Raw genomic sequence first — 25,242 nt, 5'->3', positions numbered from 1 at the left:
CAGCAATCATGCAGTTCGTCATGATGCCCGATGTAGGCGCGATGTATCAGTCCCGTTTGCTCGTCTCATCGCCATCATTGAACTGCAACGCCGCCAGGCGCGCGTACAGCGGGTTGCTGGCGATCAATTCCTGGTGCGTCCCCACCGCGACCAGCTTGCCTTGATCCATCACTGCAATTCGATCAGCGTTCTTCACGGTGGCCAGCCGGTGGGCGATGACCAGCGTTGTGCGGTTTTCCATCAGCGTTGGCAAGGCTTGCTGGATCAGATGCTCGCTCTGTGCGTCGAGGGCGCTGGTGGCTTCGTCCAGCAGCAGGATCGGCGCGTCCACCAGCAGGGCGCGAGCAATGGCCAGGCGCTGGCGCTGACCGCCTGACAGCCCGAGACCGCCATCGCCCAGATGAGTCCGATAACCATCAGGCATTTGCTCGATGAAATCGTGGGCGTGGGCGATTCGCGCAGCTTCCTTGACCTGCTCCAGCGTGGCGGTTGGGCAGCCGTAGCGAATGTTCTCCTCCACACTTCCGAAGAACAGCGCAGGGGTTTGCGAGACCAGTGCGAAACAGCGGCGCAGATCCAGCGGATCGAGGCTGGTGAGCGGCACGCCATCCAGCAGAATCTGGCCCTCGCGCGGATCGTAGAAGCGCAGCAACAGGTCGTAGACCGTGGACTTGCCCGCGCCGGACGGTCCCACCAACGCCAGGGTTTCGCCCGCCCTGACCGTCAGATTCAAGCCATCGACTGCGTAGCTTTGCGGACGCGACGGGTAGGAAAAGCGCACATCGCGCAGTTCAAGCTCACCTTTGACTCGGGCTGGCAAAGTAACCAGTCCGGTCACCGGTGGCTGGATGATGTTTTCCGAACGCAGCAATTCTGCGATGCGTTCGGCGGCGCCCGCAGCGCGTTGCAGCTCACCGATCACTTCGCTCAATGTGCCGAACGCACTGCCGACGATCAGGCTGTAAAAAACGAATGCCGCCAGTTCTCCGGCGGAAATCCGCCCGGCCATGACGTCCATGCCGCCGACCCACAACATCACTGCCACCGCGCCCAACACCAGCACAATCACCAAGGTGATCAACCACGCCCGCTGAAAAATCCGTTTGCGCGCGGTGTCGAACGCCTGCTCGACGGTCGAGGCGAAGCGCTGTTGATCCTGCACCTGGTGGTTGTAGGCCTGCACGGTTTTGATCTGGCCCAGGGTTTCCGACACGTAGCTGCCAATATCGGCGATGCGGTCCTGGCTCTGGCGCGACAGATTGCGCACGCGGCGGCCGAAAATCAGGATCGGCGCGATCACCAGCGGCAGCGCAATCACGACAATGCTGGTGAGTTTGGGGTTGGTAATGAACAGCAACACCACACCGCCGATCACCATCAGCAAATTGCGCAGGAACAGCGAGAGCGACGAGCCGATTACTGATTGCAGCAGCGTGGTGTCGGCAGTCAGGCGCGACTGGATTTCCGAGCTGCGGTTGTCCTCATAAAAGCCCGGATGCAGATACACCAGATGGTTGAAAACCTGGCGACGAATGTCGGCGACCACCCGCTCGCCGATCCACGACACCAGATAGAAACGGGCGAAAGTGCCCAGCGCCAGCCCGAGCACCAGCAGCATGAAAATGCCGATGGACTGATTGAGCAGATGCGGCGATCGGGTCATGAAGCCCTGATCCACCAACAACTTGATGCCCTGCCCCATCGACAAGGTGATGCCGGCCGTGACGATCAGCGCGAGTAACGCGCCGAAGGCATGCCAGCGATATGGAAGGAGAAAATGACTGGTCAGGCGCAGGGCGCGCCGGTGTCGGGAGGAAAGCATGGAGATCATGGAGTTCACGTCTGCGCAAATGGATCGGGCCAGCCCACAGACTCACATGGGGTGGAACTCTGTAAATCACAATGAGTCAGGTTAAATATGCCCGGGATGTCCGGATGCTAGAAACGATTGGTCTAAGGTTGCGGTTGAGACGAGCGGTCATTTCTGTTTGAGTAGAGATGCCGCCCGCCGACAGACCGCAGGGAGTTGTCACAGCCTGGTCACGTGGCGGTTTTAACTTAGGCACACAACCTGATGAGGAGACAGGCCATGTCCTTGCAACACAGCAGCGAAGACAAGATTGAAGTGATCCGCACCCAACCCGACCAGTCTCTGGGTTGCTCGATTATCGATGAACAGGGCCGCGAAGTACCGATCACTGAAAACATGATCCAGGACGCTTGCCGCGAACTGGAGAAGCGATTGGTCAAGCCTGCCGAACAAGAGTGATATAGCCACTGTCTTCCTGACCCGGCCCTGATTGGCCGGTTTTTTTCTGTCTGCAATTCAGGATCGGGGGTGCCGCTTTCGCGAGCAGGTTCGCTCCCACACAAATCGGATGTTCATTGAAGATCCCTGTGGGAGCGAGCCTGCTCGCGAATGAGCCGCTTCGGTTTCTAGACAGCCACAGCCCCCAGCGCCTCGACAATCTGGCGCAACGCCGGCCCATCCCCTTCAATCCGCACCTTGAGCCCTTCGATCTCGCGTCGCACCGGATACTGCTTGCGCAACACATCAAACGCCGCACGCTGTTCAGCGACATTTCCCACCAGACTGCGGCGGAAATCCGCATCATCGCGGCGCGGGTCGTACACGCCCCGGCACAACATCGCCAGCGCCCACGCCGGGTCACTGCCGCCGTGCAGGGAAACTTCCGACAGCCACGCTGCCGGCAAAAGATCACTGAGCTGGATATCTGCGGGCTGCCCGATGAACGCGCAGTAAGCCTGATAGATTTGCGCAGTCCCGCGTTGCTTGCCATCGAGGCTGTAACCGGCAATATGTGGCGTGGCCAATACACAGAGTTCGGCCAGCGCAACATCGACTTCAGGCTCCTTTTCCCAGACATCGAGCACTGCCTGCAGGTCCTCGCGCTCGAGCAGCACCTCACGCAGCGCTGCGTTGTCCACCACAGGGCCGCGCGCCGCGTTGATCAGCCACGCACCCTGCTTGAGTTGCCGCAGACGCTGTTGATCGAACAGATGCCACGTTGCATCGTCGCCGCTACGGGTCAGTGGCGTATGCAGACTGATCACGTCGCACTGCTGGATGATCTGCTCGAGGCTGACATATTCGCCGCCATCGGCAGCCTGACGCGGCGGATCGCACACCTTGACGTTCCAGCCCAAGGCCTTCAGGACCTTGATCAAGCGACCACCGACTTCACCGGCGCCAACGACGCCGTAGGTACGCTGAGTCAGATCCACCCCTTCGATTTCGGCCAGTGTCATCAGACTGCCCAGTACGTAATCGACCACACCCCGAGCGTTGCATCCCGGCGCGCTCGACCAGGTAATCCCGGCCTCGTTGAAGTAATCGAGATCCAAGTGGTCGGTGCCGATGGTGCAGGTGCCGACAAAGCGCACCTTGCTGCCCTCAAGCAGCGCGCGGTTGACGTTGGTCACCGAACGCACCAGCAACACATCGGCCTGCTCGACCGTCGCACGGTCAATGGAGCGGCCCGGGACCCGGCGGATTTCACCGAAACCGGCAAAGAAGGCGTCGAGCAGCGGGATATTTTCATCGGCAACAATCAGCATGGCGGGCTCCTTGGGCGGATCGGCAGTTTAGGTGCAGACGCGTCGATCAGCCAGCAGGCTTTGCGTTTACAAATACGCAACAGAGGATTTTTCCTGACCGGGGCGTCAGCGGCGTAGAATGCCCCGCCTCGCGCATCACTACTTTCTGGACGCTTTGCCTGTGAACCCTGTAACTGACCAACCTGTCGCCGTCTCCCTGACCCGCCCTGCGCGGATTCGCCTGGAGTTGAAAAACCTGCTCGCCCTGGCCCTGCCGATCATCATCGCGCAACTGGCGACCACGGCCATGGGCTTCGTCGATGCGGTGATGGCCGGGCGCGTCGGGCCTAAGGATCTGGCGGCGGTGGCGTTGGGCAACTCGATCTGGGTGCCGGTGTTTCTGTTGATGACCGGCACTCTGCTCGCCACCACGCCGAAAGTGGCGCAACGTTTCGGCGCCGGCAAGCACAGCGAGATCGGCCCGATCGTGCGTCAGGCGCTGTGGCTGGCATTGGTGGTGGGATTGATCGCCACCTCGATGCTGGTCGCCGCTGAACCGGTGTTGCACCTGATGAAGGTCGACCCAGAGCTGATCGGCCCGTGCATGCAATACCTGCACGGCATCGCCAGCGGCTTGCCGGCGGTGGCCTTCTATCACGTGTTGCGTTGCACCAGTGACGGCATTGGCCGCACCCGCCCGGCCATGGTGTTGGGCCTGTGCGGTCTGGCGCTGAACATCCCGCTGAACTACATCTTCATCTATGGCCACTTTGGCGTGCCGGCCATGGGCGGCGTCGGCTGCGGCTGGGCCACGGCAATCGTGATGTGGATGATGGCGCTGGGTCTGGCCGGTTACGAACGCTGGGCGCCGGCCTATCGTTCGAGCGAGCTGTTCAGTCGCTTCGACTGGCCGCAGTGGGCGGTGATCAAGCGTCTGCTGTCGATTGGTTTGCCGATCGGCATCGCGGTGTTTGCCGAATCGAGCATCTTCGCCGTGATCGCCCTGCTCATCGGCAGCCTCGGCGCGACGGTGGTGGCCGGGCATCAGATTGCACTGAACGTCAGCTCGCTGGTGTTCATGATTCCGTATTCGCTGGGCATGGCGGTCACCGTGCGTGTCGGACAGGCATTGGGCCGCGAAGAACCGCGGGAGGCGCGTTTTGCCGCCGGAGTCGGCATGGGCACCGCCCTGGCCTACGCCTGCCTGTCGGCGAGTCTGATGCTGTTGCTGCGCGAGCCAATTGCAGCGATCTATACCGCCGATCCGACGGTGATTCACATCGCGGCGATGCTGATCGTGTATTCGGCGCTGTTCCAGTTTTCCGATGCGATCCAGGTGACTGCTGCCGGCGCGTTGCGTGGTTATCAGGACACTCGCGTGACGATGATCCTGACCCTGTTCGCTTACTGGGGGATTGGCTTGCCGGTCGGTTACGCGTTGGGCCTGACCGACTGGCTCGGCGCGCCACGTGGCCCGAGCGGCCTGTGGCAGGGGTTGATCGTCGGTCTGAGCTGCGCGGCGCTGATGCTCTCGATCCGTCTGACGCGCAGTGCGCGCAAGCGGATTCGGATCAGTCGTTCGGCGGGTTGATCACCCATAAAAAAGACCTGCATTTGCAGGTCTTTTTTTGCCCAGAGTCAGGACTTCTTGCGAATCCAGTACAGATAAGTACCGGCCTCTTCATGCTGGCTCACCAGTTCATGGTCGAGGAACACACAGAACTTGGGAATGTCGCGTTTGGTCGAGGGGTCCGTGGCGATCACCTTGAGCAGGCCGCCGGGCAGCAGATCGCGGATGTACTGGTGCAACATCATCACCGGTTCCGGGCAATTGAGGCCGGTGGCGTCGAGGGTGCGGTCGACCGGGGTATCGATCATTTCACTCATGGTTCACTCCAGAAACTGGCCTGCATTGTCGCGCATTGCCGGATATCGTCCAACCCATGTGGGAACGAGCCTGCTCGCGAATACGCTGTTTCATCCAACATTGGTGTCGGCTGACAAGACGCTTTCGCGAGCAGGCTCGCTCGCACAAGGGTTTGCGCTGCTTCAGCGGGACTTGGCTTTTTTGCTGTCGTGCCGACGCAAGTGGCAGGTCACTTCTTCGCGGTCGTGATACAGCTGCTTGCAGCCGATATCAACCTTGATCCCGCGCGCCTTGAAACCATCGGCAATACGCTCCAGCAGACGCTTCACTTCGGCATAACGCTGTTTCATCGGCAGCTTCAGGTTGACCACCGCCTCGCGGCAATGTCCCTCGCCGATCCATTCTTCCAGCATCGCGGCATTGCGCGCCGGTTTCTCGACGATATCGCAGACCATCCAGTCAACCGGCTGTTTCGGCTTGAAGGTAAAACCATCCGCCATCAGATGCTGGACCAGCCCGGTTTCCATCAGGCTTTCAGCCATCGGGCCGTTGTCGATGGCGGTGACCAGCATGCCACGGTTGACCAGTTGCCAGGTCCAGCCGCCCGGCGCGGCACCGAGGTCGACGCCGGTCATGTCACTGTGCAGGCGATCTTCCCACTGATCACGCGGAATGAAGTGGTGCCACGCCTCTTCCAGCTTCAAGGTCGAGCGACTGGGCGCTTCGCGGGGAAACTTCAGGCGCGGAATGCCCATCGGCCACATTGCCGAGTTACCGGCGTCGGCCATGCCAAGAAACACCTCGCGGCCGCTTTTGAAGGTCAGCAACAGACGCGGCTTGCTGGCGTCTTCCACCAGTTTTCCGGCGGCGGTCAGTGCCTTGCGCAGCGGGCCTTCGAACTTCTTGCAGAAGTTCGACAGCTCCTTGCCATCATTGGTATCGACCACTTCCAGCCACAGACTGCCACACACCGGGAAATCGGCCATGTGCGCGAGGATCACGCTGATCCGGTCGTTTTCCGGCAGATCGATGAAAAAGCCGCGCGCCCACTGCCGCGGGAAGATCAGTTCGGCGAAACGCTGACCGCGCATCAGGCGTTCGGCGCCGTCGGCTTCGGTGCAGACAAACTCGGCGCAGGCCGCGGCCGTTTTGGCTTTGGCGTAGCCGGCGACGTTGAGACGGGCGGCGAGGTCGGAAATTTCCGAACAGACTTCGCCTTCGAAGCCGGGCCGGCAATGCATGAATAGGGTGTTCATTCTTACTCCTGGGCAGCGCTCGATGATTCGGCCGCTGCGCGATGCTCAAGCCTTGCGTTGCCGCAATGCCTGTCACGAAAACCGGCGCATGATAGCCGAAGTCGGAACCTTGGTTCCGCCCATAGAGTCCAGTTATTAGCCAGCTACTCAAAACAGAGCTAGGTTTAATGCTCTGCCCGTCCCCTCAGTCCGTAGCCGTGCGGACTCAAAGGAGTGATCGTAATGCCGTCCCTCGATAGTCTGAAATCACTGAAAACCCTGCAAATCGACGCCACGACCTACCATTATTTCAGCCTGCCGGAAGCCGCCAAAAGCCTGGGCGACCTCGACAGGCTGCCGATGTCGTTAAAGGTACTGCTGGAAAACCTGCTGCGCTGGGAAGACGAAAAAACCGTGACCGGTGCCGACCTCAAGGCCCTTGCTGCCTGGCTCAAGGAGCGCCGCTCCGATCGGGAAATCCAGTACCGCCCGGCGCGCGTATTGATGCAGGATTTTACCGGTGTCCCCGCCGTGGTCGACCTCGCCGCCATGCGTGCGGCGATGGCCAAGGCTGGCGGTGATCCTCAACGGATCAATCCGTTATCACCGGTGGATCTGGTAATCGACCACTCGGTGATGGTCGACAAGTTTGGCAGCGCCAGTGCGTTTGAACAGAACGTCGACATCGAAATGCAACGCAACGGCGAACGCTATGCGTTTCTGCGCTGGGGCCAGAGTGCGTTCGATAACTTCAGCGTGGTACCGCCGGGCACCGGCATCTGCCACCAGGTCAACCTCGAGTACCTCGGTCGCACCGTGTGGACCAAAGAAGAGGACGGCCGCACCTACGCTTTCCCCGACACGCTGGTCGGTACCGACTCCCACACCACCATGATCAACGGCCTCGGCGTACTCGGCTGGGGCGTCGGCGGGATCGAAGCGGAAGCGGCGATGCTTGGGCAACCGGTGTCAATGCTGATTCCGGAAGTGATCGGCTTCAAACTCACCGGCAAGCTCAAGGAAGGCATCACCGCGACCGACCTGGTGCTGACCGTGACGCAGATGCTGCGCAAGAAAGGCGTGGTCGGCAAATTCGTCGAGTTCTATGGCGACGGCCTCGCCGACCTGCCACTGGCCGACCGCGCGACCATCGCTAACATGGCTCCCGAGTACGGGGCGACATGCGGCTTCTTCCCGGTGGACGATGTCACCCTGGAATACCTGCGCCTGTCCGGCCGGCCAGCGGAAGTGGTGAAACTGGTCGAGGCGTACACCAAGGCTCAAGGTCTGTGGCGTCTTCCGGGTCAGGAGCCGGTGTTCACTGACAGCCTGGCGCTGGACATGGGCAGCGTCGAAGCCAGTCTGGCCGGACCTAAGCGCCCGCAGGATCGCGTCTCGCTGCCGAACGTTGCGCAGGCCTTCAGTGACTTTGTCGACCTGCAATTCAAACCCACCAGCAAAGAAGAAGGACGCCTGGAAAGCGAGGGCGGTGGCGGCGTCGCCGTGGGCAATGCCGATCTGGTGGGCGAAGCGGATTATGAATACGAGGGCAAAACCTATCGCCTGAAAAACGGCGCCGTGGTCATCGCCGCGATCACCTCCTGCACCAACACTTCCAACCCGAGCGTGATGATGGCGGCCGGGTTGCTGGCGAAAAAAGCAGTGGAAAAAGGCCTGACGCGCAAACCGTGGGTCAAAAGCTCGCTGGCTCCCGGGTCGAAAGTCGTCACCGACTACTACAAGGCTGCCGGGCTGACCCAATACCTTGATCAACTAGGGTTTTCTCTGGTCGGCTATGGCTGCACCACCTGCATCGGCAACTCCGGGCCACTGCCGGAGCCGATCGAAAAAGCCATTCAGAAAGCCGATCTTACGGTCGCGTCGGTCCTGTCCGGCAACCGCAACTTCGAAGGTCGCGTGCATCCGCTGGTGAAAACCAATTGGCTGGCCTCGCCACCGCTGGTCGTCGCCTATGCATTGGCGGGTAGCGTGCGCACCGATATCAGCAGCGAACCACTGGGTGAGGATCAGCAGGGTAATCCGGTGTATCTGCGCGATATCTGGCCGAGCAGCCGAGAGATCGCCGAGGCGGTGAATCAGGTCAATACGGCGATGTTCCACAAGGAATACGCCGAAGTGTTTGCCGGTGATGAGCAATGGCAAGCCATCGAGGTGCCGCAAGCGGCCACTTACGTGTGGCAGGACGATTCGACCTACATTCAGCATCCGCCTTTCTTCGACGACATTTCCGGCCCCCTGCCGGAGGTCAAAGATGTCAAAGGCGCACGGGTATTGGCCCTGCTCGGTGATTCGGTAACCACAGACCACATCTCCCCCGCCGGCAATATCAAGATCGACAGCCCGGCCGGGCGTTATCTGCAGGAAAAAGGCGTCGAGCCTCGCGACTTCAACTCCTACGGTTCACGTCGCGGCAATCATGAAGTGATGATGCGCGGCACGTTTGCCAACATCCGTATTCGCAACGAGATGCTCGGGGGCGAGGAAGGTGGCAACACCCTCTACATTCCCACCGGGGAAAAAATGGCCATTTATGATGCAGCCATGAAGTACCAGGCTTCGGGCACTCCGCTGGTGGTGATTGCCGGACAGGAATATGGCACAGGGTCAAGCCGTGACTGGGCGGCAAAAGGTACCAATCTGCTGGGGGTCAAAGCGGTCATTGCGGAAAGCTTCGAGCGCATTCACCGCTCCAATCTGGTGGGCATGGGTGTGCTGCCGTTGCAGTTCAAGCTTGACCAGAATCGCAAGAGTCTCAATCTGACTGGCAAGGAAACATTCGAGATTCAGGGGCTGAGCGGTGTCGAGTTGACGCCGCGGATGAATCTGCCTCTGGTGATTACTCGCGAGGACGGGCGTCAGGAGAAGGTCGAGGTCTTGTGCCGGATTGATACGTTGAACGAGGTTGAGTACTTCAAATCCGGGGGGATTCTGCATTATGTGTTGCGGCAGTTGATTGCTTCGTAACGGGTGACATTTGCGTGAGCAGAAGGCTGCGACTTTTGAGATTAGGCTTTTAAAAGCAAGATCAAAAGATCGCAGCCTTCGGCAGCTCCTACGTGCAGACGAAAAAAAACCCGCCGAAGCGGGTTTTTCCCAAGACCATTATCGACTCCCTGTCGGTAGCGATCCTTGCAAATGGTCGATCATCCATGATCCTGAAACACTCCCTGTGTCTCAGTTGATGTGTGTAGATTACCCAGTGGATCCAATCAGCAATAGTCGTAAAAGCTACCAACGCGTGTAAGACATTCGCCATACAAACACTTCCGAAAACCCTTAGACCTGTCAGGCACTACCGCTTTCACGGGCCTTGGCGCTTTCAGCGAGGAACCGTTCAAGCCTGCTCAATTGTTCCTCCCAGCCGCGACTGTCCATGTAATACGCCTCTTTCTGGCGAACATCGGGGATGTGGGCGAAGCCGGATTCCGAAACCTTGAGCAACGTACCGTCCTCGAAATCCTGCAGCTCGAACTTGACCAGGGTGGTGGGCTCTTGCGAGTAGTCGATCTTCGGGTTGACCGCATACGGATGCCAGCGGAAAGAAAACAACTGCTGCGGCTCGACCCGCTCGATCAGCACGTTCCACAATACGTGTTCATAACCGGGGTACGTGACCTGGCCCTGCGTCCATTCGCCAGCGATGAATCGCCGGCCCTCGAGCGCCACGCCAAACCATTGTCCAAACGCCTCGGCATCGACTAATGCACGCCAGACGTGGGAACGCGACGCCTTGAGCTTGATTTTGCGTTCGAAACTGTTAGGTACTGGTTTCATACGTCACCTCCTGTTCTGAACACTAGGCTTGTATGACCACATGTCCAATGGGAAGTTGTATCCAAGCGCTGCAGCTTTGACTCGTGCAGACACATTCTGCCGTAGTTTGCGCTCTGTAATCAGCGCCGATTGACCTGCTATCTTGCCAGCGAATTCGCAGAAACAAGGACGAACCATGCAGCCCTCTCTAGCCGATCGTTATCGCGGCGCCCTTCTAGGCCTGGCTTGCGGCGACGCGGTCGGCACCACGGTCGAGTTCCAACCGCGAGGATCATTCCGGCCGATGAGTGATATGGTCGGCGGTGGCCCGTTTCAGCTCAAACCGGGGCAATGGACCGATGACACCTCAATGGCGCTGTGTCTGGCCGAGAGCCTGCTGAGCAAAAACGGCTTCGATGCGGCTGATCAGATGGGCCGCTATCTCAATTGGTGGAAATGGGGATACCTGAGTTCTACCGGTGAATGTTTCGACATCGGTATGACCGTGAGCCAGGCGCTGCAACAGTACCAGCGCACCGGGGAGCCTTTTGCCGGCTCGACTGATCCGTTGACTGCTGGCAACGGGTCGCTGATGCGACTGGCCCCCGTCGTGCTGTTTTATTTTCCCGATGTACGACAGGTACAGACCTTCGCTGCTGACAGCTCACGCACAACCCATGCCGCGCCGGAGGCAATCGAGTGCTGCCAATTGCTGGCTGATCTGATCGCAAGAGCCCTTGAGGGTGCGGAGAAAACCCAGCTTCGCCGGGCGCCACTGCTAGCGCTTTCCCAGCCGGGGGTGGCTGCGATCGCACGGGGTGAATACCTCGACAAAGGGGAAACTGAAATCAAGGGCAGCGGCTATAGCGTCCAATCGCTGGAAGCCGCGCTGTGGTGCTTCCACCACACGCAGACCTACGCCGACGCGGTGTTGCAAGCAGCCAATCTCGGTGATGATGCGGATACAACCGCTGCTATCGTGGGTCAGTTGGCAGGTGCTTATTACGGCACTCGGGCGATTCCCGAGCACTGGCTGGAGCGGCTGCATGAACGCGAGGAAATCGCCGCCACTGCGGATCGCCTGCTGGAAGCTTCCAGGTTACGCACTCAACCCTAGCTACACTGTTTGCACTTTTCCATTCGGTACAGCGAGAACCTTATGTCAGTACGACTGCTTCTGGCCTTTGCGCCCTTTGTTTTTTCCCCATTCGTCCACGCCGCCGTTGACTGCGCCAATGCCAGTGATCAAGCGACAATGAATCAGTGTGCGGGGCAAGCCTTTAAAGCGGCAGACAAGGAATTGAATGCGGTTTACCAGCAGATCACCGGCCGCTTGAAAGACAATCCGGACGGCAAGAAGCTGCTGGTGGGCGCGCAACGGGCATGGATTGGATTCCGCGACTCTGAATGCAAGTTTTCGGCATCAGGAGTGGCGGGCGGGAGTGTTTATCCATTGATTTACAGCGATTGCCTGACGGGCATGACCAAGACGCGTGTCGAAGCGCTCAAGCAATATTTGAAATGTGAGGAAGGCGACATGAGTTGCCCGGTACCCGGTGCGTAATCACAGGCTCCGCTGGAGCCTGTGCCATGAAGCTACTACGCTTTAGACGTGGGGGTCGCCCGGGGCTTTGCTCGGCGCGGCGTATTGCGGCTTGAGATGACCATCCTGATCGAGTAACCAGGCATCCATGATCTGCCGGACTACCGGCCCTGCGACCCGCCCCCCGGCCTCGCCGTTCTCTATCATTACCGAGATGGCGATTTTCGGATGCTCTGCCGGCGCGAATCCTACGAACAGGGCGTTGTCACGGTGGCGCTCAAGGGTTTTCTCACGGTTGTAGCGCTCCCCCTGCTTGATCGCCACGACTTGCGCCGTACCACTTTTGCCGGCAATGCGGTATTGCGCGCCCGCAGCGGCTGCTCGGGCAATGCCTCGAGCATCGTGCATGACCATCTGCATGCCATGGTTGACCTGCTCCCAATCACGCGGATCCTTGAGCAGGATGTTCGGCATCGGGTGCTCGTCAACCGGCGCTACGCCGTCGACCGATTTGGCCAGATGCGGCCGATTCCATATCCCTTTATTGGCGATCAGTGCGGTAGCTTGGGCCAATTGCAGGGGTGTGACCTGCATGTAGCCCTGGCCGATGCCCAGGATAACGGTTTCACCGGGATACCATGCCTGCCGCCGCGTTGCGCGTTTCCAAGCCTGCGACGGCATCAGACCGGGGGACTCTTCAAACATGTCGAGCGAGACCTTTTCACCGAGACCGAACATCGCCATGTAGTCGTGCAGGCGATCGATGCCAAGCTTGTGCGCCAAATCGTAAAAGTAGGTGTCGTTGGATCGCATGATCGCCGCGTCCATATCCACCCAGCCGTCACCAATGTGGTTCCAGTTGCGGTACTTGTGATCGAAGTCCGGTAGTTGGTAATAACCGGGATCGAATACGCGTGTTTGCGGGGTCACGACGCCTGCGTCCAGACCTGCGATGGCGACTTCCGGCTTGATCGTCGAACCGGGGGCGTACAAGCCGCGCAATACGCGGTTGAACAGCGGCCGGTCGATGGAATCGCGCAGGGCCGAATATTCCTTTGAGCTGATGCCAGTGACGAACAGATTCGGATCGAAGCTGGGGTTGCTGACCATCGCCAGTACTTCTCCCGTGGACGGATCAAGAGCAACCACGGATCCACGACGATCGCCCAAAGCAGCTTCGGCGGCCTCCTGCAGTTTCACATCGAGGCTGAGGACGATGTTTTTGCCTGGCACCGGGTCGGTATGCTTGAGCACCCGCAGCACTCTTCCTTGAGCGTTGGTTTCGACTTCTTCATAGCCGACATGGCCATGCAGCTGCGCTTCATAGAAGCGCTCGATACCGGTTTTACCGATGGATTGCGTACCACGGTATTCAACGGAGTCGAGAGCCTTCGATTCTTTCTCGTTGATCCGACCGACATAACCGATTGAATGGGCGAAATGCGCGCCAAGGGGATAGTGCCGGACAAACTGCGGTTCGACATCGAGGCCCGGCAGGCGGAACTCATTGACCGCCAGGACGGCAATCTGCTCTTCCGTCAGCTCATAAAACAGGGTAACCGGTGTGAACGGATGCCGGGATTGCTTCATCGCCTTGTCGAATACCATGCGGTCCTCAGCAGGCAAGTGCAGCAAGTTGATGACTTCGTCCAATTCCTGATTGACGTCAGTTGCACGCTCACGAGTGATGGTCAGGTTGTAGCTGGGACGGTTGTCGGCGAGAAGTACACCGTTGCGGTCATAGATCAATCCGCGCGTCGGCGGAATCGGCAGGACATGCACACGGTTATTTTCGGAGATGGTCGAGTGGTAGTCGAATTCCACCACCTGAAGGATATACAGACGCACCACCAGAGCACAGCTGATGGCAAAGACGAACAGAGCACAGGCAATCAAGCGTTTGTTGACCAGCCGCGTCTCTTTTTCATGGTCCTTGATCGGGATTGGTTCAGGCATTTCTACAGCAACTCTTCGACATAAATGAGTGCCGATCCATGGGCAGGACATCAGTCCGTTAAAAAACGAGCTGCACCATACCAAAACTGGCCGTCCACTTCAGGATGTATTTCCCCGGTGGCGCTGTGAAAAACTTTCTCGCAGGCAAAACAAAACCCCAACTGCTTTCGCAATTGGGGTTTCGGAATTTAATCTTGACGATGACCTACTCTCACATGGGGAAACCCCACACTACCATCGGCGATGCATCGTTTCACTGCTGAGTTCGGGATGGGATCAGGTGGTTCCAACGCTCTATGGTCGTCAAGAAATTCGGGTACTGAATCGTGGCCAGAGGGCCTCGCTTCAGCAAATTGGGTATGTGATAGTTTTCGGTGTTTGTGCGTTTCGAACTTTCGGTTCGTTTCGTCTTCACACACCGCAATCTGGTGCCTTCTCAGGTCAGCAAATTGCTTGGGTGTTATATGGTCAAGCCTCACGGGCAATTAGTATTGGTTAGCTCAACGCCTCACAGCGCTTACACACCCAACCTATCAACGTCGTAGTCTTCGACGGCCCTTCAGGGAACTCAAGGTTCCAGTGAGATCTCATCTTGAGGCAAGTTTCCCGCTTAGATGCTTTCAGCGGTTATCTTTCCCGAACATAGCTACCCGGCAATGCCACTGGCGTGACAACCGGAACACCAGAGGTTCGTCCACTCCGGTCCTCTCGTACTAGGAGCAGCCCCTCTCAAATCTCAAACGTCCACGGCAGATAGGGACCGAACTGTCTCACGACGTTCTAAACCCAGCTCGCGTACCACTTTAAATGGCGAACAGCCATACCCTTGGGACCGGCTTCAGCCCCAGGATGTGATGAGCCGACATCGAGGTGCCAAACACCGCCGTCGATATGAACTCTTGGGCGGTATCAGCCTGTTATCCCCGGAGTACCTTTTATCCGTTGAGCGATGGCCCTTCCATACAGAACCACCGGATCACTAAGACCTACTTTCGTACCTGCTCGACGTGTCTGTCTCGCAGTCAAGCGCGCTTTTGCCTTTATACTCTACGACCGATTTCCGACCGGTCTGAGCGCACCTTCGTACTCCTCCGTTACTCTTTAGGAGGAGACCGCCCCAGTCAAACTACCCACCATACACTGTCCTCGATCCGGATAACGGACCTGAGTTAGAACCTCAAAGTTGCCAGGGTGGTATTTCAAGGATGGCTCCACGCGAACTGGCGTCCACGCTTCAAAGCCTCCCACCTATCCTACACAAGCAAATTCAAAGTCCAGTGCAAAGCTATAGTAAAGGTTCACGGGGTCTTTCCGTCTAGCCGCGGATACACTGCATCTTCACAGCGATTTCAATTTCACTGAGTCTCGGGTGGAGACAGCGCCGCCATCGTTACGCCATTCGTGCAGGTCGGAACTTACCCGACAAGGAATTTCGCTACCTTAGGACCGTTATAGTTACGGCCGCCGTTTACCGGGGCTTCGATCAAGAGCTTCGCGTTAGCTAACCCCATCAATTAACCTTCCGGCACCGGGCAGGCGTCACACCCTATACGTCCACTTTCGTGTTTGCAGAGTGCTGTGTTTTTAATAAACAGTCGCAGCGGCCTGGTATCTTCGACCGGCATGAGCTTACGGAGCAAGTCCTTCACCCTCACCGGCGCACCTTCTCCCGAAGTTACGGTGCCATTTTGCCTAGTTCCTTCACCCGAGTTCTCTCAAGCGCCTTGGTATTCTCTACCCAACCACCTGTGTCGGTTTGGGGTACGGTTCCTGGTTACCTGAAGCTTAGAAGCTTTTCTTGGAAGCATGGCATCAACCACTTCGTCACCCAAAGGGTAACTCGTCATCAGCTCTCGGCCTTAAGATCCCGGATTTACCTAAGATCTCAGCCTACCACCTTAAACTTGGACAACCAACGCCAAGCTGGCCTAGCCTTCTCCGTCCCTCCATCGCAATAACCAGAAGTACAGGAATATTAACCTGTTTTCCATCGACTACGCTTTTCAGCCTCGCCTTAGGGACCGACTAACCCTGCGTCGATTAACGTTGCGCAGGAAACCTTGGTCTTTCGGCGTGGGTGTTTTTCACACCCATTGTCGTTACTCATGTCAGCATTCGCACTTCTGATACCTCCAGCAAGCTTCTCAACTCACCTTCACAGGCTTACAGAACGCTCCTCTACCGCATCACCCGAAGGTGATACCCGTAGCTTCGGTGTATGGTTTGAGCCCCGTTACATCTTCCGCGCAGGCCGACTCGACTAGTGAGCTATTACGCTTTCTTTAAAGGGTGGCTGCTTCTAAGCCAACCTCCTAGCTGTCTAAGCCTTCCCACATCGTTTCCCACTTAACCATAACTTTGGGACCTTAGCTGACGGTCTGGGTTGTTTCCCTTTTCACGACGGACGTTAGCACCCGCCGTGTGTCTCCCATGCTCGGCACTTGTAGGTATTCGGAGTTTGCATCGGTTTGGTAAGTCGGGATGACCCCCTAGCCGAAACAGTGCTCTACCCCCTACAGTGATACATGAGGCGCTACCTAAATAGCTTTCGAGGAGAACCAGCTATCTCCGAGCTTGATTAGCCTTTCACTCCGATCCACAGGTCATCCGCTAACTTTTCAACGGTAGTCGGTTCGGTCCTCCAGTCAGTGTTACCTAACCTTCAACCTGCCCATGGATAGATCGCCCGGTTTCGGGTCTATTCCCAGCGACTAGACGCCCTATTAAGACTCGCTTTCGCTACGCCTCCCCTATTCGGTTAAGCTCGCCACTGAAAATAAGTCGCTGACCCATTATACAAAAGGTACGCAGTCACAGAACAAAGTCTGCTCCCACTGCTTGTACGCATACGGTTTCAGGATCTATTTCACTCCCCTCTCCGGGGTTCTTTTCGCCTTTCCCTCACGGTACTAGTTCACTATCGGTCAGTCAGTAGTATTTAGCCTTGGAGGATGGTCCCCCCATATTCAGACAAAGTTTCTCGTGCTCCGTCCTACTCGATTTCATGACTAAGAGATTTTCGCGTACAGGGCTATCACCCACTATGGCCGCACTTTCCAGAGCGTTCCGCTAATCTCAAAGCCACTTAAGGGCTAGTCCCCGTTCGCTCGCCACTACTAAGGGAATCTCGGTTGATTTCTTTTCCTCAGGGTACTTAGATGTTTCAGTTCCCCTGGTTCGCCTCTTGCACCTATGTATTCAGTACAAGATAACCATCTTATGATGGCTGGGTTCCCCCATTCAGACATCTCCGGATCAAAGTCTGTTTGCCGACTCCCCGAAGCTTTTCGCAGGCTACCACGTCTTTCATCGCCTCTGACTGCCAAGGCATCCACCGTATGCGCTTCTTCACTTGACCATATAACCCCAAGCAATCTGGTTATACTGTGAAGACGACATTCGCCGAAAATTCGAATTTCTCAACTAAGAGAACTCACAAATTTTACCTTAGCCTGATCCGTTACCAGTGAAAGTAACGTTCAGTCTATCTTTCTATCACATACCCAAATTTTTAAAGAACGATCCAGTCAAAAGACTAGAAATCAATATTCACTACGAATATTCATTTCTAAACTCTGTAACGGCGAAGCAGTTTATGGTGGAGCCAAGCGGGATCGAACCGCTGACCTCCTGCGTGCAAGGCAGGCGCTCTCCCAGCTGAGCTATGGCCCCATAACAAAATTGGTGGGTCTGGGCAGATTCGAACTGCCGACCTCACCCTTATCAGGGGTGCGCTCTAACCAACTGAGCTACAGACCCAATTTCGAGCTTGTAACTGTTAGCTCAGAGCTATCAGCTTGGAGCTTAAAGCTGCTTCTATCGTCTTCTTCAATGAATCAAGCAATTCGTGTGGGAGCTCATGCAGCAGCTGATGTCGTCGATTAAGGAGGTGATCCAGCCGCAGGTTCCCCTACGGCTACCTTGTTACGACTTCACCCCAGTCATGAATCACACCGTGGTAACCGTCCTCCCGAAGGTTAGACTAGCTACTTCTGGTGCAACCCACTCCCATGGTGTGACGGGCGGTGTGTACAAGGCCCGGGAACGTATTCACCGCGACATTCTGATTCGCGATTACTAGCGATTCCGACTTCACGCAGTCGAGTTGCAGACTGCGATCCGGACTACGATCGGTTTTATGGGATTAGCTCCACCTCGCGGCTTGGCAACCCTTTGTACCGACCATTGTAGCACGTGTGTAGCCCAGGCCGTAAGGGCCATGATGACTTGACGTCATCCCCACCTTCCTCCGGTTTGTCACCGGCAGTCTCCTTAGAGTGCCCACCATAACGTGCTGGTAACTAAGGACAAGGGTTGCGCTCGTTACGGGACTTAACCCAACATCTCACGACACGAGCTGACGACAGCCATGCAGCACCTGTCTCAATGTTCCCGAAGGCACCAATCCATCTCTGGAAAGTTCATTGGATGTCAAGGCCTGGTAAGGTTCTTCGCGTTGCTTCGAATTAAACCACATGCTCCACCGCTTGTGCGGGCCCCCGTCAATTCATTTGAGTTTTAACCTTGCGGCCGTACTCCCCAGGCGGTCAACTTAATGCGTTAGCTGCGCCACTAAGAGCTCAAGGCTCCCAACGGCTAGTTGACATCGTTTACGGCGTGGACTACCAGGGTATCTAATCCTGTTTGCTCCCCACGCTTTCGCACCTCAGTGTCAGTATCAGTCCAGGTGGTCGCCTTCGCCACTGGTGTTCCTTCCTATATCTACGCATTTCACCGCTACACAGGAAATTCCACCACCCTCTACCATACTCTAGCTTGCCAGTTTTGGATGCAGTTCCCAGGTTGAGCCCGGGGATTTCACATCCAACTTAACAAACCACCTACGCGCGCTTTACGCCCAGTAATTCCGATTAACGCTTGCACCCTCTGTATTACCGCGGCTGCTGGCACAGAGTTAGCCGGTGCTTATTCTGTCGGTAACGTCAAAATTGCAGAGTATTAATCTACAACCCTTCCTCCCAACTTAAAGTGCTTTACAATCCGAAGACCTTCTTCACACACGCGGCATGGCTGGATCAGGCTTTCGCCCATTGTCCAATATTCCCCACTGCTGCCTCCCGTAGGAGTCTGGACCGTGTCTCAGTTCCAGTGTGACTGATCATCCTCTCAGACCAGTTACGGATCGTCGCCTTGGTGAGCCATTACCTCACCAACTAGCTAATCCGACCTAGGCTCATCTGATAGCGCAAGGCCCGAAGGTCCCCTGCTTTCTCCCGTAGGACGTATGCGGTATTAGCGTTCCTTTCGAAACGTTGTCCCCCACTACCAGGCAGATTCCTAGGCATTACTCACCCGTCCGCCGCTGAATCCAGGAGCAAGCTCCTTTCATCCGCTCGACTTGCATGTGTTAGGCCTGCCGCCAGCGTTCAATCTGAGCCATGATCAAACTCTTCAGTTCAAACATCTTTGGGTTTTTAAGAAACCCTAAACTTGGCTCAGCAATCGTTGGTTACATCTTTGATTTCTCGCGGAGTAACTTGTGATGCTGATAATCTTGTTGACTATCAGTCTGACTGCACAAGCACCCACACGAATTGCTTGATTCAGTTGTTAAAGAGCGGTTGGTTAAGATCTTTCGTCTCAACCGAGGCGCGCATTCTACAGCAGCCTCATTTGCTGTCAAGTGATTATTTTCAGAAGTTTTCGAAGAATTCCTCAACAACTTCAACCACTTGCGCTTCCGATCTCTCGTTAGCGGGAGGCGAATTCTACAGCGTTAATCGCTGCTGTCAACACCTCTTTTTCTCCGCTTTCGACCGAGAAGACCGAACCGTTAAAAGAGCCGAACATCACTGCTCTTTCAACTCTTTCCAGGCTTCGATGATCTGAAGCGAGCCGCTGCCGAAAACTGCGTAACTCTTTGAATCTCAAGGAGTTTTCCGTTTCGACTGCGCCGGAAGTGGGGCGAATTATAGACCTCTGGAATCTGCCGTCAACCGTTAATTTCGCTTTTCTTACAAATCAGCAAAAACCTCCTCTATATATAGACGCGCCCCCATCCAATGCGCAGTATATTGCCCACTCCCATAACAACACTCTGCTTTTGCCTGGATGCCGCCCTGTAATGAATGACCAACCTCGCTCCCTAGCCTCCATGTTGTTTCCGGTAGGCCTGCTCATGATAGCCATGGCATCCATCCAGTCAGGCGCCTCCCTGGCCAAAAGCATGTTCCCGATTATCGGCGCTCAAGGCACAACCACGCTGCGCTTGATCTTTGCCAGCGTGATCATGCTGCTATTGCTCCGGCCATGGCGCGCAAAGCTGACCGCCAAGTCTCTTCGTACCGTGATTGTCTACGGCATGGCATTGGGCGGGATGAACTTCCTCTTCTATATGTCTCTGCGCACTGTGCCGCTGGGCATCGCCGTTGCTCTCGAATTCACCGGCCCTCTGGCTGTAGCGATATATGCCTCTCGCCGCGCTATCGATTTTCTCTGGATCGCGCTGGCCGCGGCCGGCTTGCTTCTATTGATACCTACTGGGGCAACCACTGCTGGCATTGACCTGGTCGGAGCGGGCTATGCACTGGGAGCCGGGGTCTGCTGGGCGCTGTACATTCTGTTCGGGCAGAAGGCCGGCGCTGATAACGGAGTAACTACGGCTGCGTTGGGCGTGATGATCGCCGCGCTGTTCGTAGCGCCGATCGGTATCGTTCATGCCGGCGCTGCGCTGCTGACACCCTCACTGATTCCAGTCGCTATCGGAGTCGCCATTCTGTCCACCGCCCTGCCCTACACCCTGGAAATGGTCGCCCTGACGCGAATGCCCGCGCGCACCTTCGGCACACTCATGAGTATCGAACCCGCGTTCGGCGCGCTATCGGGCCTGCTTTTTCTGCAGGAATACCTTTCATTGTCACAATGGCTGGCCATCCTGTGCATTATTCTGGCCTCCGTGGGCGCAACGATGACCATGGGCAGCGGAGCAAAGCCTGCTGTCGCGGCGGACTGAAGGGTAATGAAAAGTGGCTCTGGTAATTGGCGCTTATTTAGGCCATGTTTAGCTTCGTAACCCATCGCCAGGCATGGATTTTTTCGCAAAGGGACGGCACAACGCTGCAAACGCGAGCGAATACAGGCAGACCCGAGCACAAGACTCGCGGCCGCTATTAAGGATGGTAATGAAACGAATTTTGCTATTGATCGCCCTGCTGGCGATCGCAAGTTGCGCAGCGACCTCGGAAACCCAGGTCAAGCGGGGAAAGAAGGGCCTGCATATCAACTGTTCCGGACTTTCATCCTCATGGGACAAGTGCTACACCAGCGCCGCCAACTCCTGCGCTCCCAAGGGGTACAAGGTGATCGCCAAATCCGGGGATGCCGTGGAAGAACCAGGCGATTATCCGTTCGGCCTGAACCCCGCCGGCTATACCAGCCGCAGCATGATCGTCATCTGCAAATAACTACTCGGCTCGCGGGGAAGCGAGCTGACGCGTGATTTCCTGATGGCTCGAGCGCAACACCGTTCGCTGCACGTCCGGTGTTGCCAGCATCCGCGCGACCACCAGCGCACCCACGCATTGCGCAAGCACCGACCAGGCCAGGCTCTCGCTTTCCAGTATCTCAGCCCAACTTTGCTGGAGACGGCAGATCCATTCTTCCGCCTGCTCACGCACCTGCACATCGGCACGGGCGATCTCTGCACCCAATGTCGGCAGCGCGCAGCCGGACTCGGGTTGCTCGACGTGGGCCATGCTCAGGTACTGCTTCAGACAACGCTCCAGCCGCTGCCGATCTGCGCCGCCCTGCCCACCAAGGCGCTCGAGACTCTCACTCAGCTCTCGCTCGACAATGGCAGCAAACAACCCATCCTTTGAGGAAAAGTGACTGTAGAACGCTGCGCCACTCAAACCGATAGCCTTCATCAGACCATCCACGCCCACCGTGGAAAACCCCGATTTCTTTGCCGAGAGCGCGCTGCTTTGCAGCAATCTTTCGCGGGTTTCCGATTTGTGGCCTGCCGAATAACGCATGTCCTCTCCTGAAATGGTTCGCCTTGACGCTGCCCGAATCCTAGCATAACGTTCGTTAACTAAACGATCGTTAACCTAAAGGGATTCACCCATGAATAACAAGAAGGTCGTATTGGTTGTCGGTGCGGGCGATGCCACTGGCGGCGCGATTGCCAAGCGTTTTGCCAATGAAGGTTTCACTGCCTGCGTGACCCGGCGCAGCGCCGACAAACTGCAGCCACTGGTCGACGCCATAGTCGCTGAAGGCGGTGAGGCTCATGGGTTCGCTTGCGATGCGCGCAAGGAAGAAGACGTCATCGCGCTGATCGAAGACATCGAGACACGCGTCGGTCCGATCGAGGCCTTTGTCTTCAACATCGGAGCCAACGTGCCGTGCAGCATTCTCGAAGAAACCGCGCGCAAGTATTTCAAGATCTGGGAGATGGCCTGTTTCTCCGGGTTTCTCAATGCCCGTGAAGTGGCCAAGCGCATGGTGACCCGGCAGCGCGGCACGATTCTGTTTACCGGTGCCACCGCCGGACTGCGCGGCGCTTCCGGATTCGCCGCTTTCGCTGGCGCCAAACACGGTATCCGCGCACTGGCCCAAAGCATGGCCAGGGAACTGGGACCGATGAACATCCATGTCGCCCATGTCGTAGTGGACGGTGCGATCGACACCGACTTCATCCGCAACAGCTTTCCCGAAAAATACGCGACCAAGGATCAGGACGGCATTCTGGACCCGGAGCACATCGCCGAAAACTACTGGTATCTGCACAGTCAGCCACGGGATGCATGGACCTTCGAGCTGGACCTGCGCCCATGGAACGAGCGCTGGTAAGCCCTCCCCCTCATCACAACAATAAGAGCGCGACTTGATAATGACGAAAACCGTGGAATTCTATTTCGACCTCGGCAGCCCCACCACCTATCTGGCGCACACCCAGCTGCCGAACATTTGCGCCGAAACCCGCAGCGAACTGATCTACATCCCGATGCTGTTGGGTGGCGTATTCAAAGCCACCGGCAATGCCTCGCCGGCGGTGATTCCGGCCAAGGGTCGTTACATGTTTCAGGACCTCGACCGTTTCGCCAAACGCTACGGCGTACAGCTCAGGTTCAATCCGCACTTTCCGATCAATACGCTGATATTGATGCGCGCCGTCACTGGCATGCAGTTGCATCAGCCGCAGCGTTTCGCCGACTTCGTCGATTGCCTGTTCAAGGCACTTTGGGTGGAAGGCCGTAACCTTAACGATCCGCAAACCATCGCAGGGGTGCTGACTGAAAACGGCTTCGATACCCAGGAAATAATGGCGTTGACCAACGATGAATCAGTCAAGGCCGCGCTCAAGGAAAACACCGAAAAAGCCATCAAGCGCGGCGTTTTCGGTGCTCCAAGCATGTTCATTGGCGATCAGATGTTCTTCGGTCAGGATCGACTCGACTTCGTAGAAGAGGCATTGCGCCAGGATTGAAGCCAAGCCCAAGGCACCGCGGGCAGTGCCTTGGGTACATCGATCAAATTGCCACAGTGCGCTCGTTCAGCCAGCCCAGCGCCGCACCCTCCAGCAATGGGCTCAAACGCTCGCGCACTTCACTGTGATAAGCATTGAGCCACTGCTTTTCTTCCTGGGTCAGCAGATCCGCAATCAGGCAACGGGTATCGATCGGGCACAACGTCAGGGTTTCGAACTTGAGGAAATCGCCGAATTCGCTGGTACCGGCCTCGCGGTTCATCGCCAGGTTCTCGATGCGCACACCCCAGCGGCCTGGACGATAAGTACCGGGTTCGATCGATGTGATCATTCCCGGCTGCATAGCTGTGTGCGGCGCCGGCGCGGCCTGATAGGCGATCACCTGCGGACCTTCGTGAACGTTGAGGAAATAGCCCACGCCGTGACCGGTGCCGTGACCGTAATCGACGTTTTCAGCCCAGATCGGCGCACGGGCGATGGCGTCGAGCAGCGGCGACAGAATGCCTTTCGGGAAGCGTGCCCGTGAGAGGGCAATCACGCCTTTCAACACACGCGTGCAATCCTGCTTCTGCTCTTGGGTCGGAGTTCCCACCGGGACCATGCGGGTGATGTCGGTCGTACCGCCGAGGTACTGGCCACCGGAATCGATAAGCAACAGACCATCACCCTCGATCACCGCATGCTCCTCTTCGGTAGCGTGATAATGCGGCATCGCGCCGTTGGCATTGAACGCGGCAATGGTGTTGAAACTCAGCGAAACATAATCGGGGCGACGTTCACGAGCGGCGGTGAGTTTCTCGTCAATGGTCAGCTCGGTGATGCGCTCGCGACCCCACGCCGATTCCAGCCAGGCGAAGAATTCGCACAACGCCGCGCCATCCTGCTCCATCGCTTTGCGGATGTGCTGAGCGTCGGCTTCGCTTTTCTGCGATTTGGCCAGCGTGGTCGGGTTCAGGCCTTCGACCAGTTTCACGCCACTGTCCAGGTGATCCAGCAAACCTGTGGTCACTCGCGCCGGATCGACCAGCAGGCTCGCGCCACTCGGCACAGCACGCAATGCATCGGCCACTTCGCTGTAGTCACGCAGCGTCACGCCATCCTGTTCGAGCACGCCGCGCAGATCGGCATCGACCTTGCTCAGGGCGACGAACAACGTCGCCTGTTGCTGATTGATCAAGGCGAACGAAACAAACACTGGATTGAACGAGACATCACCACCGCGCAGGTTGAACAGCCAGGCGATGTCATCCAGGGTGGCGATGAAATGCCAATCGGCCCCACGCTCTTGCAAGGACTCGCGCAGCTTCGCGAGTTTCTCACCGCGGCTGACAGTCGCTTGCGGCGGCAGATGCTGATAGACCGGCGCGTCGGGGAGGCTCGGGCGATCGCGCCAGACTTCCTGCAACAGGTCGATATCGGTGCGCAGACGAGCGCCGCGTGCTTCGAGCTTGCTGCTCAGTGTGCGCGCCGACGCCACTGCCATCACCGCACCATCGACCGCCACCACGCCGCCCTCTGGGGTTTGCTCGGCCAGCCAGTCCAGCGGGCTCGGCTGCCCCGGTTGCAGCTTGACCAGTTCGATGCCGCTGCCGTCGAGTTCCTTGGTCGCCTGTTCCCAGTAACGACTGTCGGCCCACACGCCAGCGAAATCAGTAGTGACAATCAGCGTACCGACCGAACCGTGGAAACCCGACAGCCATTGCCGGCCCTGCCAGTAACCCGGCAAATATTCCGACAGATGCGGGTCGGCGGACGGCACGAGCAGCGCATGGATGCCTTCGCGGCGCATCAGTTCACGGGTATGCGCCAGGCGCTGAGGCACCGATCCTTCGGTCAAGGTGTGGGAACTCATCATGTC

Annotated in this window: 17 protein-coding genes, 2 tRNA genes and 3 rRNA genes; 9 read left to right on the top strand and 13 right to left on the bottom strand. The window is 57.3% G+C overall.

Features of this window, described 5'->3' with window-relative positions:
- Positions 1-46: 46 nt before the first annotated feature.
- Positions 47-1,831 (bottom strand): ABC transporter transmembrane domain-containing protein, encoded by a 1,785-nt coding sequence (locus BLU71_RS03530; RefSeq protein ID WP_162276420.1) that lies wholly within the window; start codon positions 1,829-1,831, stop codon positions 47-49.
- Positions 1,832-2,089: 258 nt separating this feature from the next.
- On the opposite strand from BLU71_RS03530, the gene BLU71_RS03525 reads away from it, so the two are divergent.
- The gene (locus tag BLU71_RS03525; protein WP_042609025.1) at positions 2,090-2,269 is read left to right on the top strand and encodes a PA1571 family protein; all 180 of its coding nucleotides are present in this window, start codon (positions 2,090-2,092) and stop codon (positions 2,267-2,269) included.
- A gap of 167 nt (positions 2,270-2,436) precedes the next feature.
- Here BLU71_RS03525 and pdxB read toward each other — a convergent pair whose 3' ends face one another.
- Complete coding sequence (pdxB, locus tag BLU71_RS03520) at positions 2,437-3,579, bottom strand: 4-phosphoerythronate dehydrogenase PdxB (RefSeq protein ID WP_083352299.1); 1,143 nt, start codon at positions 3,577-3,579, stop codon at positions 2,437-2,439.
- A 160-nt stretch (positions 3,580-3,739) separates the two neighbouring features.
- Here pdxB and BLU71_RS03515 point away from each other — a divergent pair, with 160 nt between their 5' ends.
- A complete protein-coding gene (locus BLU71_RS03515; RefSeq protein ID WP_083354297.1) occupies positions 3,740-5,149 on the top strand; it encodes an MATE family efflux transporter in 1,410 nt (469 codons plus the stop codon).
- Positions 5,150-5,196: 47 nt separating this feature from the next.
- Here the strand turns inward: BLU71_RS03515 and tusA are convergent, their stop codons facing one another.
- Together tusA and rlmM are read right to left on the bottom strand one after the other, a co-directional pair.
- Positions 5,197-5,445: a sulfurtransferase TusA gene (tusA, locus tag BLU71_RS03510; RefSeq protein ID WP_042609023.1), complete on the bottom strand. Its 249-nt coding sequence runs from the start codon at positions 5,443-5,445 to the stop codon at positions 5,197-5,199.
- Positions 5,446-5,607: 162 nt separating this feature from the next.
- Positions 5,608-6,681, bottom strand: coding sequence for a 23S rRNA (cytidine(2498)-2'-O)-methyltransferase RlmM (rlmM, locus tag BLU71_RS03500; RefSeq protein ID WP_042609022.1), 1,074 nt, complete (start codon positions 6,679-6,681; stop codon positions 5,608-5,610).
- Between the two features lie 222 nt (positions 6,682-6,903).
- Here rlmM and acnA point away from each other — a divergent pair, with 222 nt between their 5' ends.
- Positions 6,904-9,645 carry an aconitate hydratase AcnA gene (gene acnA, locus BLU71_RS03495; RefSeq protein WP_065615870.1) on the top strand — a complete coding sequence of 914 codons (2,742 nt, stop codon included), beginning with the start codon at positions 6,904-6,906 and terminating at the stop codon, positions 9,643-9,645.
- Between the two features lie 321 nt (positions 9,646-9,966).
- Here acnA and BLU71_RS03485 read toward each other — a convergent pair whose 3' ends face one another.
- Positions 9,967-10,455, bottom strand: a complete 489-nt coding sequence (locus BLU71_RS03485) for an SRPBCC family protein (RefSeq protein ID WP_064365374.1) — start codon at positions 10,453-10,455, stop codon at positions 9,967-9,969.
- A gap of 175 nt (positions 10,456-10,630) precedes the next feature.
- Here BLU71_RS03485 and BLU71_RS03480 point away from each other — a divergent pair, with 175 nt between their 5' ends.
- Together BLU71_RS03480 and BLU71_RS03475 are read left to right on the top strand one after the other, a co-directional pair.
- The gene (locus BLU71_RS03480; RefSeq protein WP_083352297.1) at positions 10,631-11,551 is read left to right on the top strand and encodes an ADP-ribosylglycohydrolase family protein; all 921 of its coding nucleotides are present in this window, start codon (positions 10,631-10,633) and stop codon (positions 11,549-11,551) included.
- Positions 11,552-11,593: 42 nt separating this feature from the next.
- Positions 11,594-11,998: a lysozyme inhibitor LprI family protein gene (locus BLU71_RS03475; RefSeq protein ID WP_042609017.1), complete on the top strand. Its 405-nt coding sequence runs from the start codon at positions 11,594-11,596 to the stop codon at positions 11,996-11,998.
- A gap of 42 nt (positions 11,999-12,040) precedes the next feature.
- On the opposite strand, the gene mrdA is transcribed toward BLU71_RS03475, so the two are convergent.
- The 6 genes from mrdA to BLU71_RS03445 all read right to left on the bottom strand — a co-directional run bounded on the left by mrdA (position 12,041) and on the right by BLU71_RS03445 (position 19,352).
- Complete coding sequence (mrdA, locus tag BLU71_RS03470) at positions 12,041-13,933, bottom strand: penicillin-binding protein 2 (RefSeq protein WP_083352296.1); 1,893 nt, start codon at positions 13,931-13,933, stop codon at positions 12,041-12,043.
- Between the two features lie 192 nt (positions 13,934-14,125).
- A 5S ribosomal RNA gene (rrf, locus tag BLU71_RS03465) occupies positions 14,126-14,241 on the bottom strand.
- A 156-nt stretch (positions 14,242-14,397) separates the two neighbouring features.
- Positions 14,398-17,291, bottom strand: a 23S ribosomal RNA gene (locus BLU71_RS03460).
- 238 nt (positions 17,292-17,529) lie between these two features.
- A tRNA-Ala gene (locus BLU71_RS03455) sits at positions 17,530-17,605 on the bottom strand.
- 10 nt (positions 17,606-17,615) lie between these two features.
- Positions 17,616-17,692: transfer RNA gene (locus BLU71_RS03450), tRNA-Ile, on the bottom strand.
- Positions 17,693-17,815: 123 nt separating this feature from the next.
- Positions 17,816-19,352 (bottom strand): 16S ribosomal RNA (locus BLU71_RS03445).
- Together the 16S, 23S and 5S rRNA genes with 2 tRNA genes alongside form the textbook arrangement of a ribosomal RNA operon.
- 666 nt (positions 19,353-20,018) lie before the next feature.
- Here BLU71_RS03445 and rhtA point away from each other — a divergent pair.
- Positions 20,019-20,906, top strand: coding sequence for a threonine/homoserine exporter RhtA (rhtA, locus tag BLU71_RS03435; RefSeq protein ID WP_064361587.1), 888 nt, complete (start codon positions 20,019-20,021; stop codon positions 20,904-20,906).
- A 169-nt stretch (positions 20,907-21,075) separates the two neighbouring features.
- Entirely contained in the window at positions 21,076-21,357 is a 282-nt protein-coding gene (locus BLU71_RS03430; protein WP_039759777.1) for a hypothetical protein, read from the top strand.
- Here the strand turns inward: BLU71_RS03430 and BLU71_RS03425 are convergent, their stop codons facing one another.
- Positions 21,358-21,927 (bottom strand): TetR/AcrR family transcriptional regulator, encoded by a 570-nt coding sequence (locus BLU71_RS03425; protein WP_042607815.1) that lies wholly within the window; start codon positions 21,925-21,927, stop codon positions 21,358-21,360.
- Positions 21,928-22,018: 91 nt separating this feature from the next.
- On the opposite strand from BLU71_RS03425, the gene BLU71_RS03420 reads away from it, so the two are divergent.
- Together BLU71_RS03420 and BLU71_RS03415 are read left to right on the top strand one after the other, a co-directional pair.
- Positions 22,019-22,747, top strand: coding sequence for an SDR family oxidoreductase (locus BLU71_RS03420; RefSeq protein WP_042607816.1), 729 nt, complete (start codon positions 22,019-22,021; stop codon positions 22,745-22,747).
- Positions 22,748-22,787: 40 nt separating this feature from the next.
- Positions 22,788-23,384, top strand: a complete 597-nt coding sequence (locus BLU71_RS03415) for a 2-hydroxychromene-2-carboxylate isomerase (protein ID WP_064361585.1) — start codon at positions 22,788-22,790, stop codon at positions 23,382-23,384.
- Between the two features lie 43 nt (positions 23,385-23,427).
- Here the strand turns inward: BLU71_RS03415 and BLU71_RS03410 are convergent, their stop codons facing one another.
- Positions 23,428-25,236, bottom strand: a complete 1,809-nt coding sequence (locus BLU71_RS03410) for an aminopeptidase P family protein (protein WP_083352295.1) — start codon at positions 25,234-25,236, stop codon at positions 23,428-23,430.
- Positions 25,237-25,242 lie beyond the last annotated feature (6 nt).

It is taken from the genome of Pseudomonas moraviensis (assembly GCF_900105805.1).
GTDB lineage: Bacteria > Pseudomonadota > Gammaproteobacteria > Pseudomonadales > Pseudomonadaceae > Aquipseudomonas > Aquipseudomonas moraviensis_A.
This window is presented reverse-complemented; position numbering and strand designations above follow the sequence as displayed.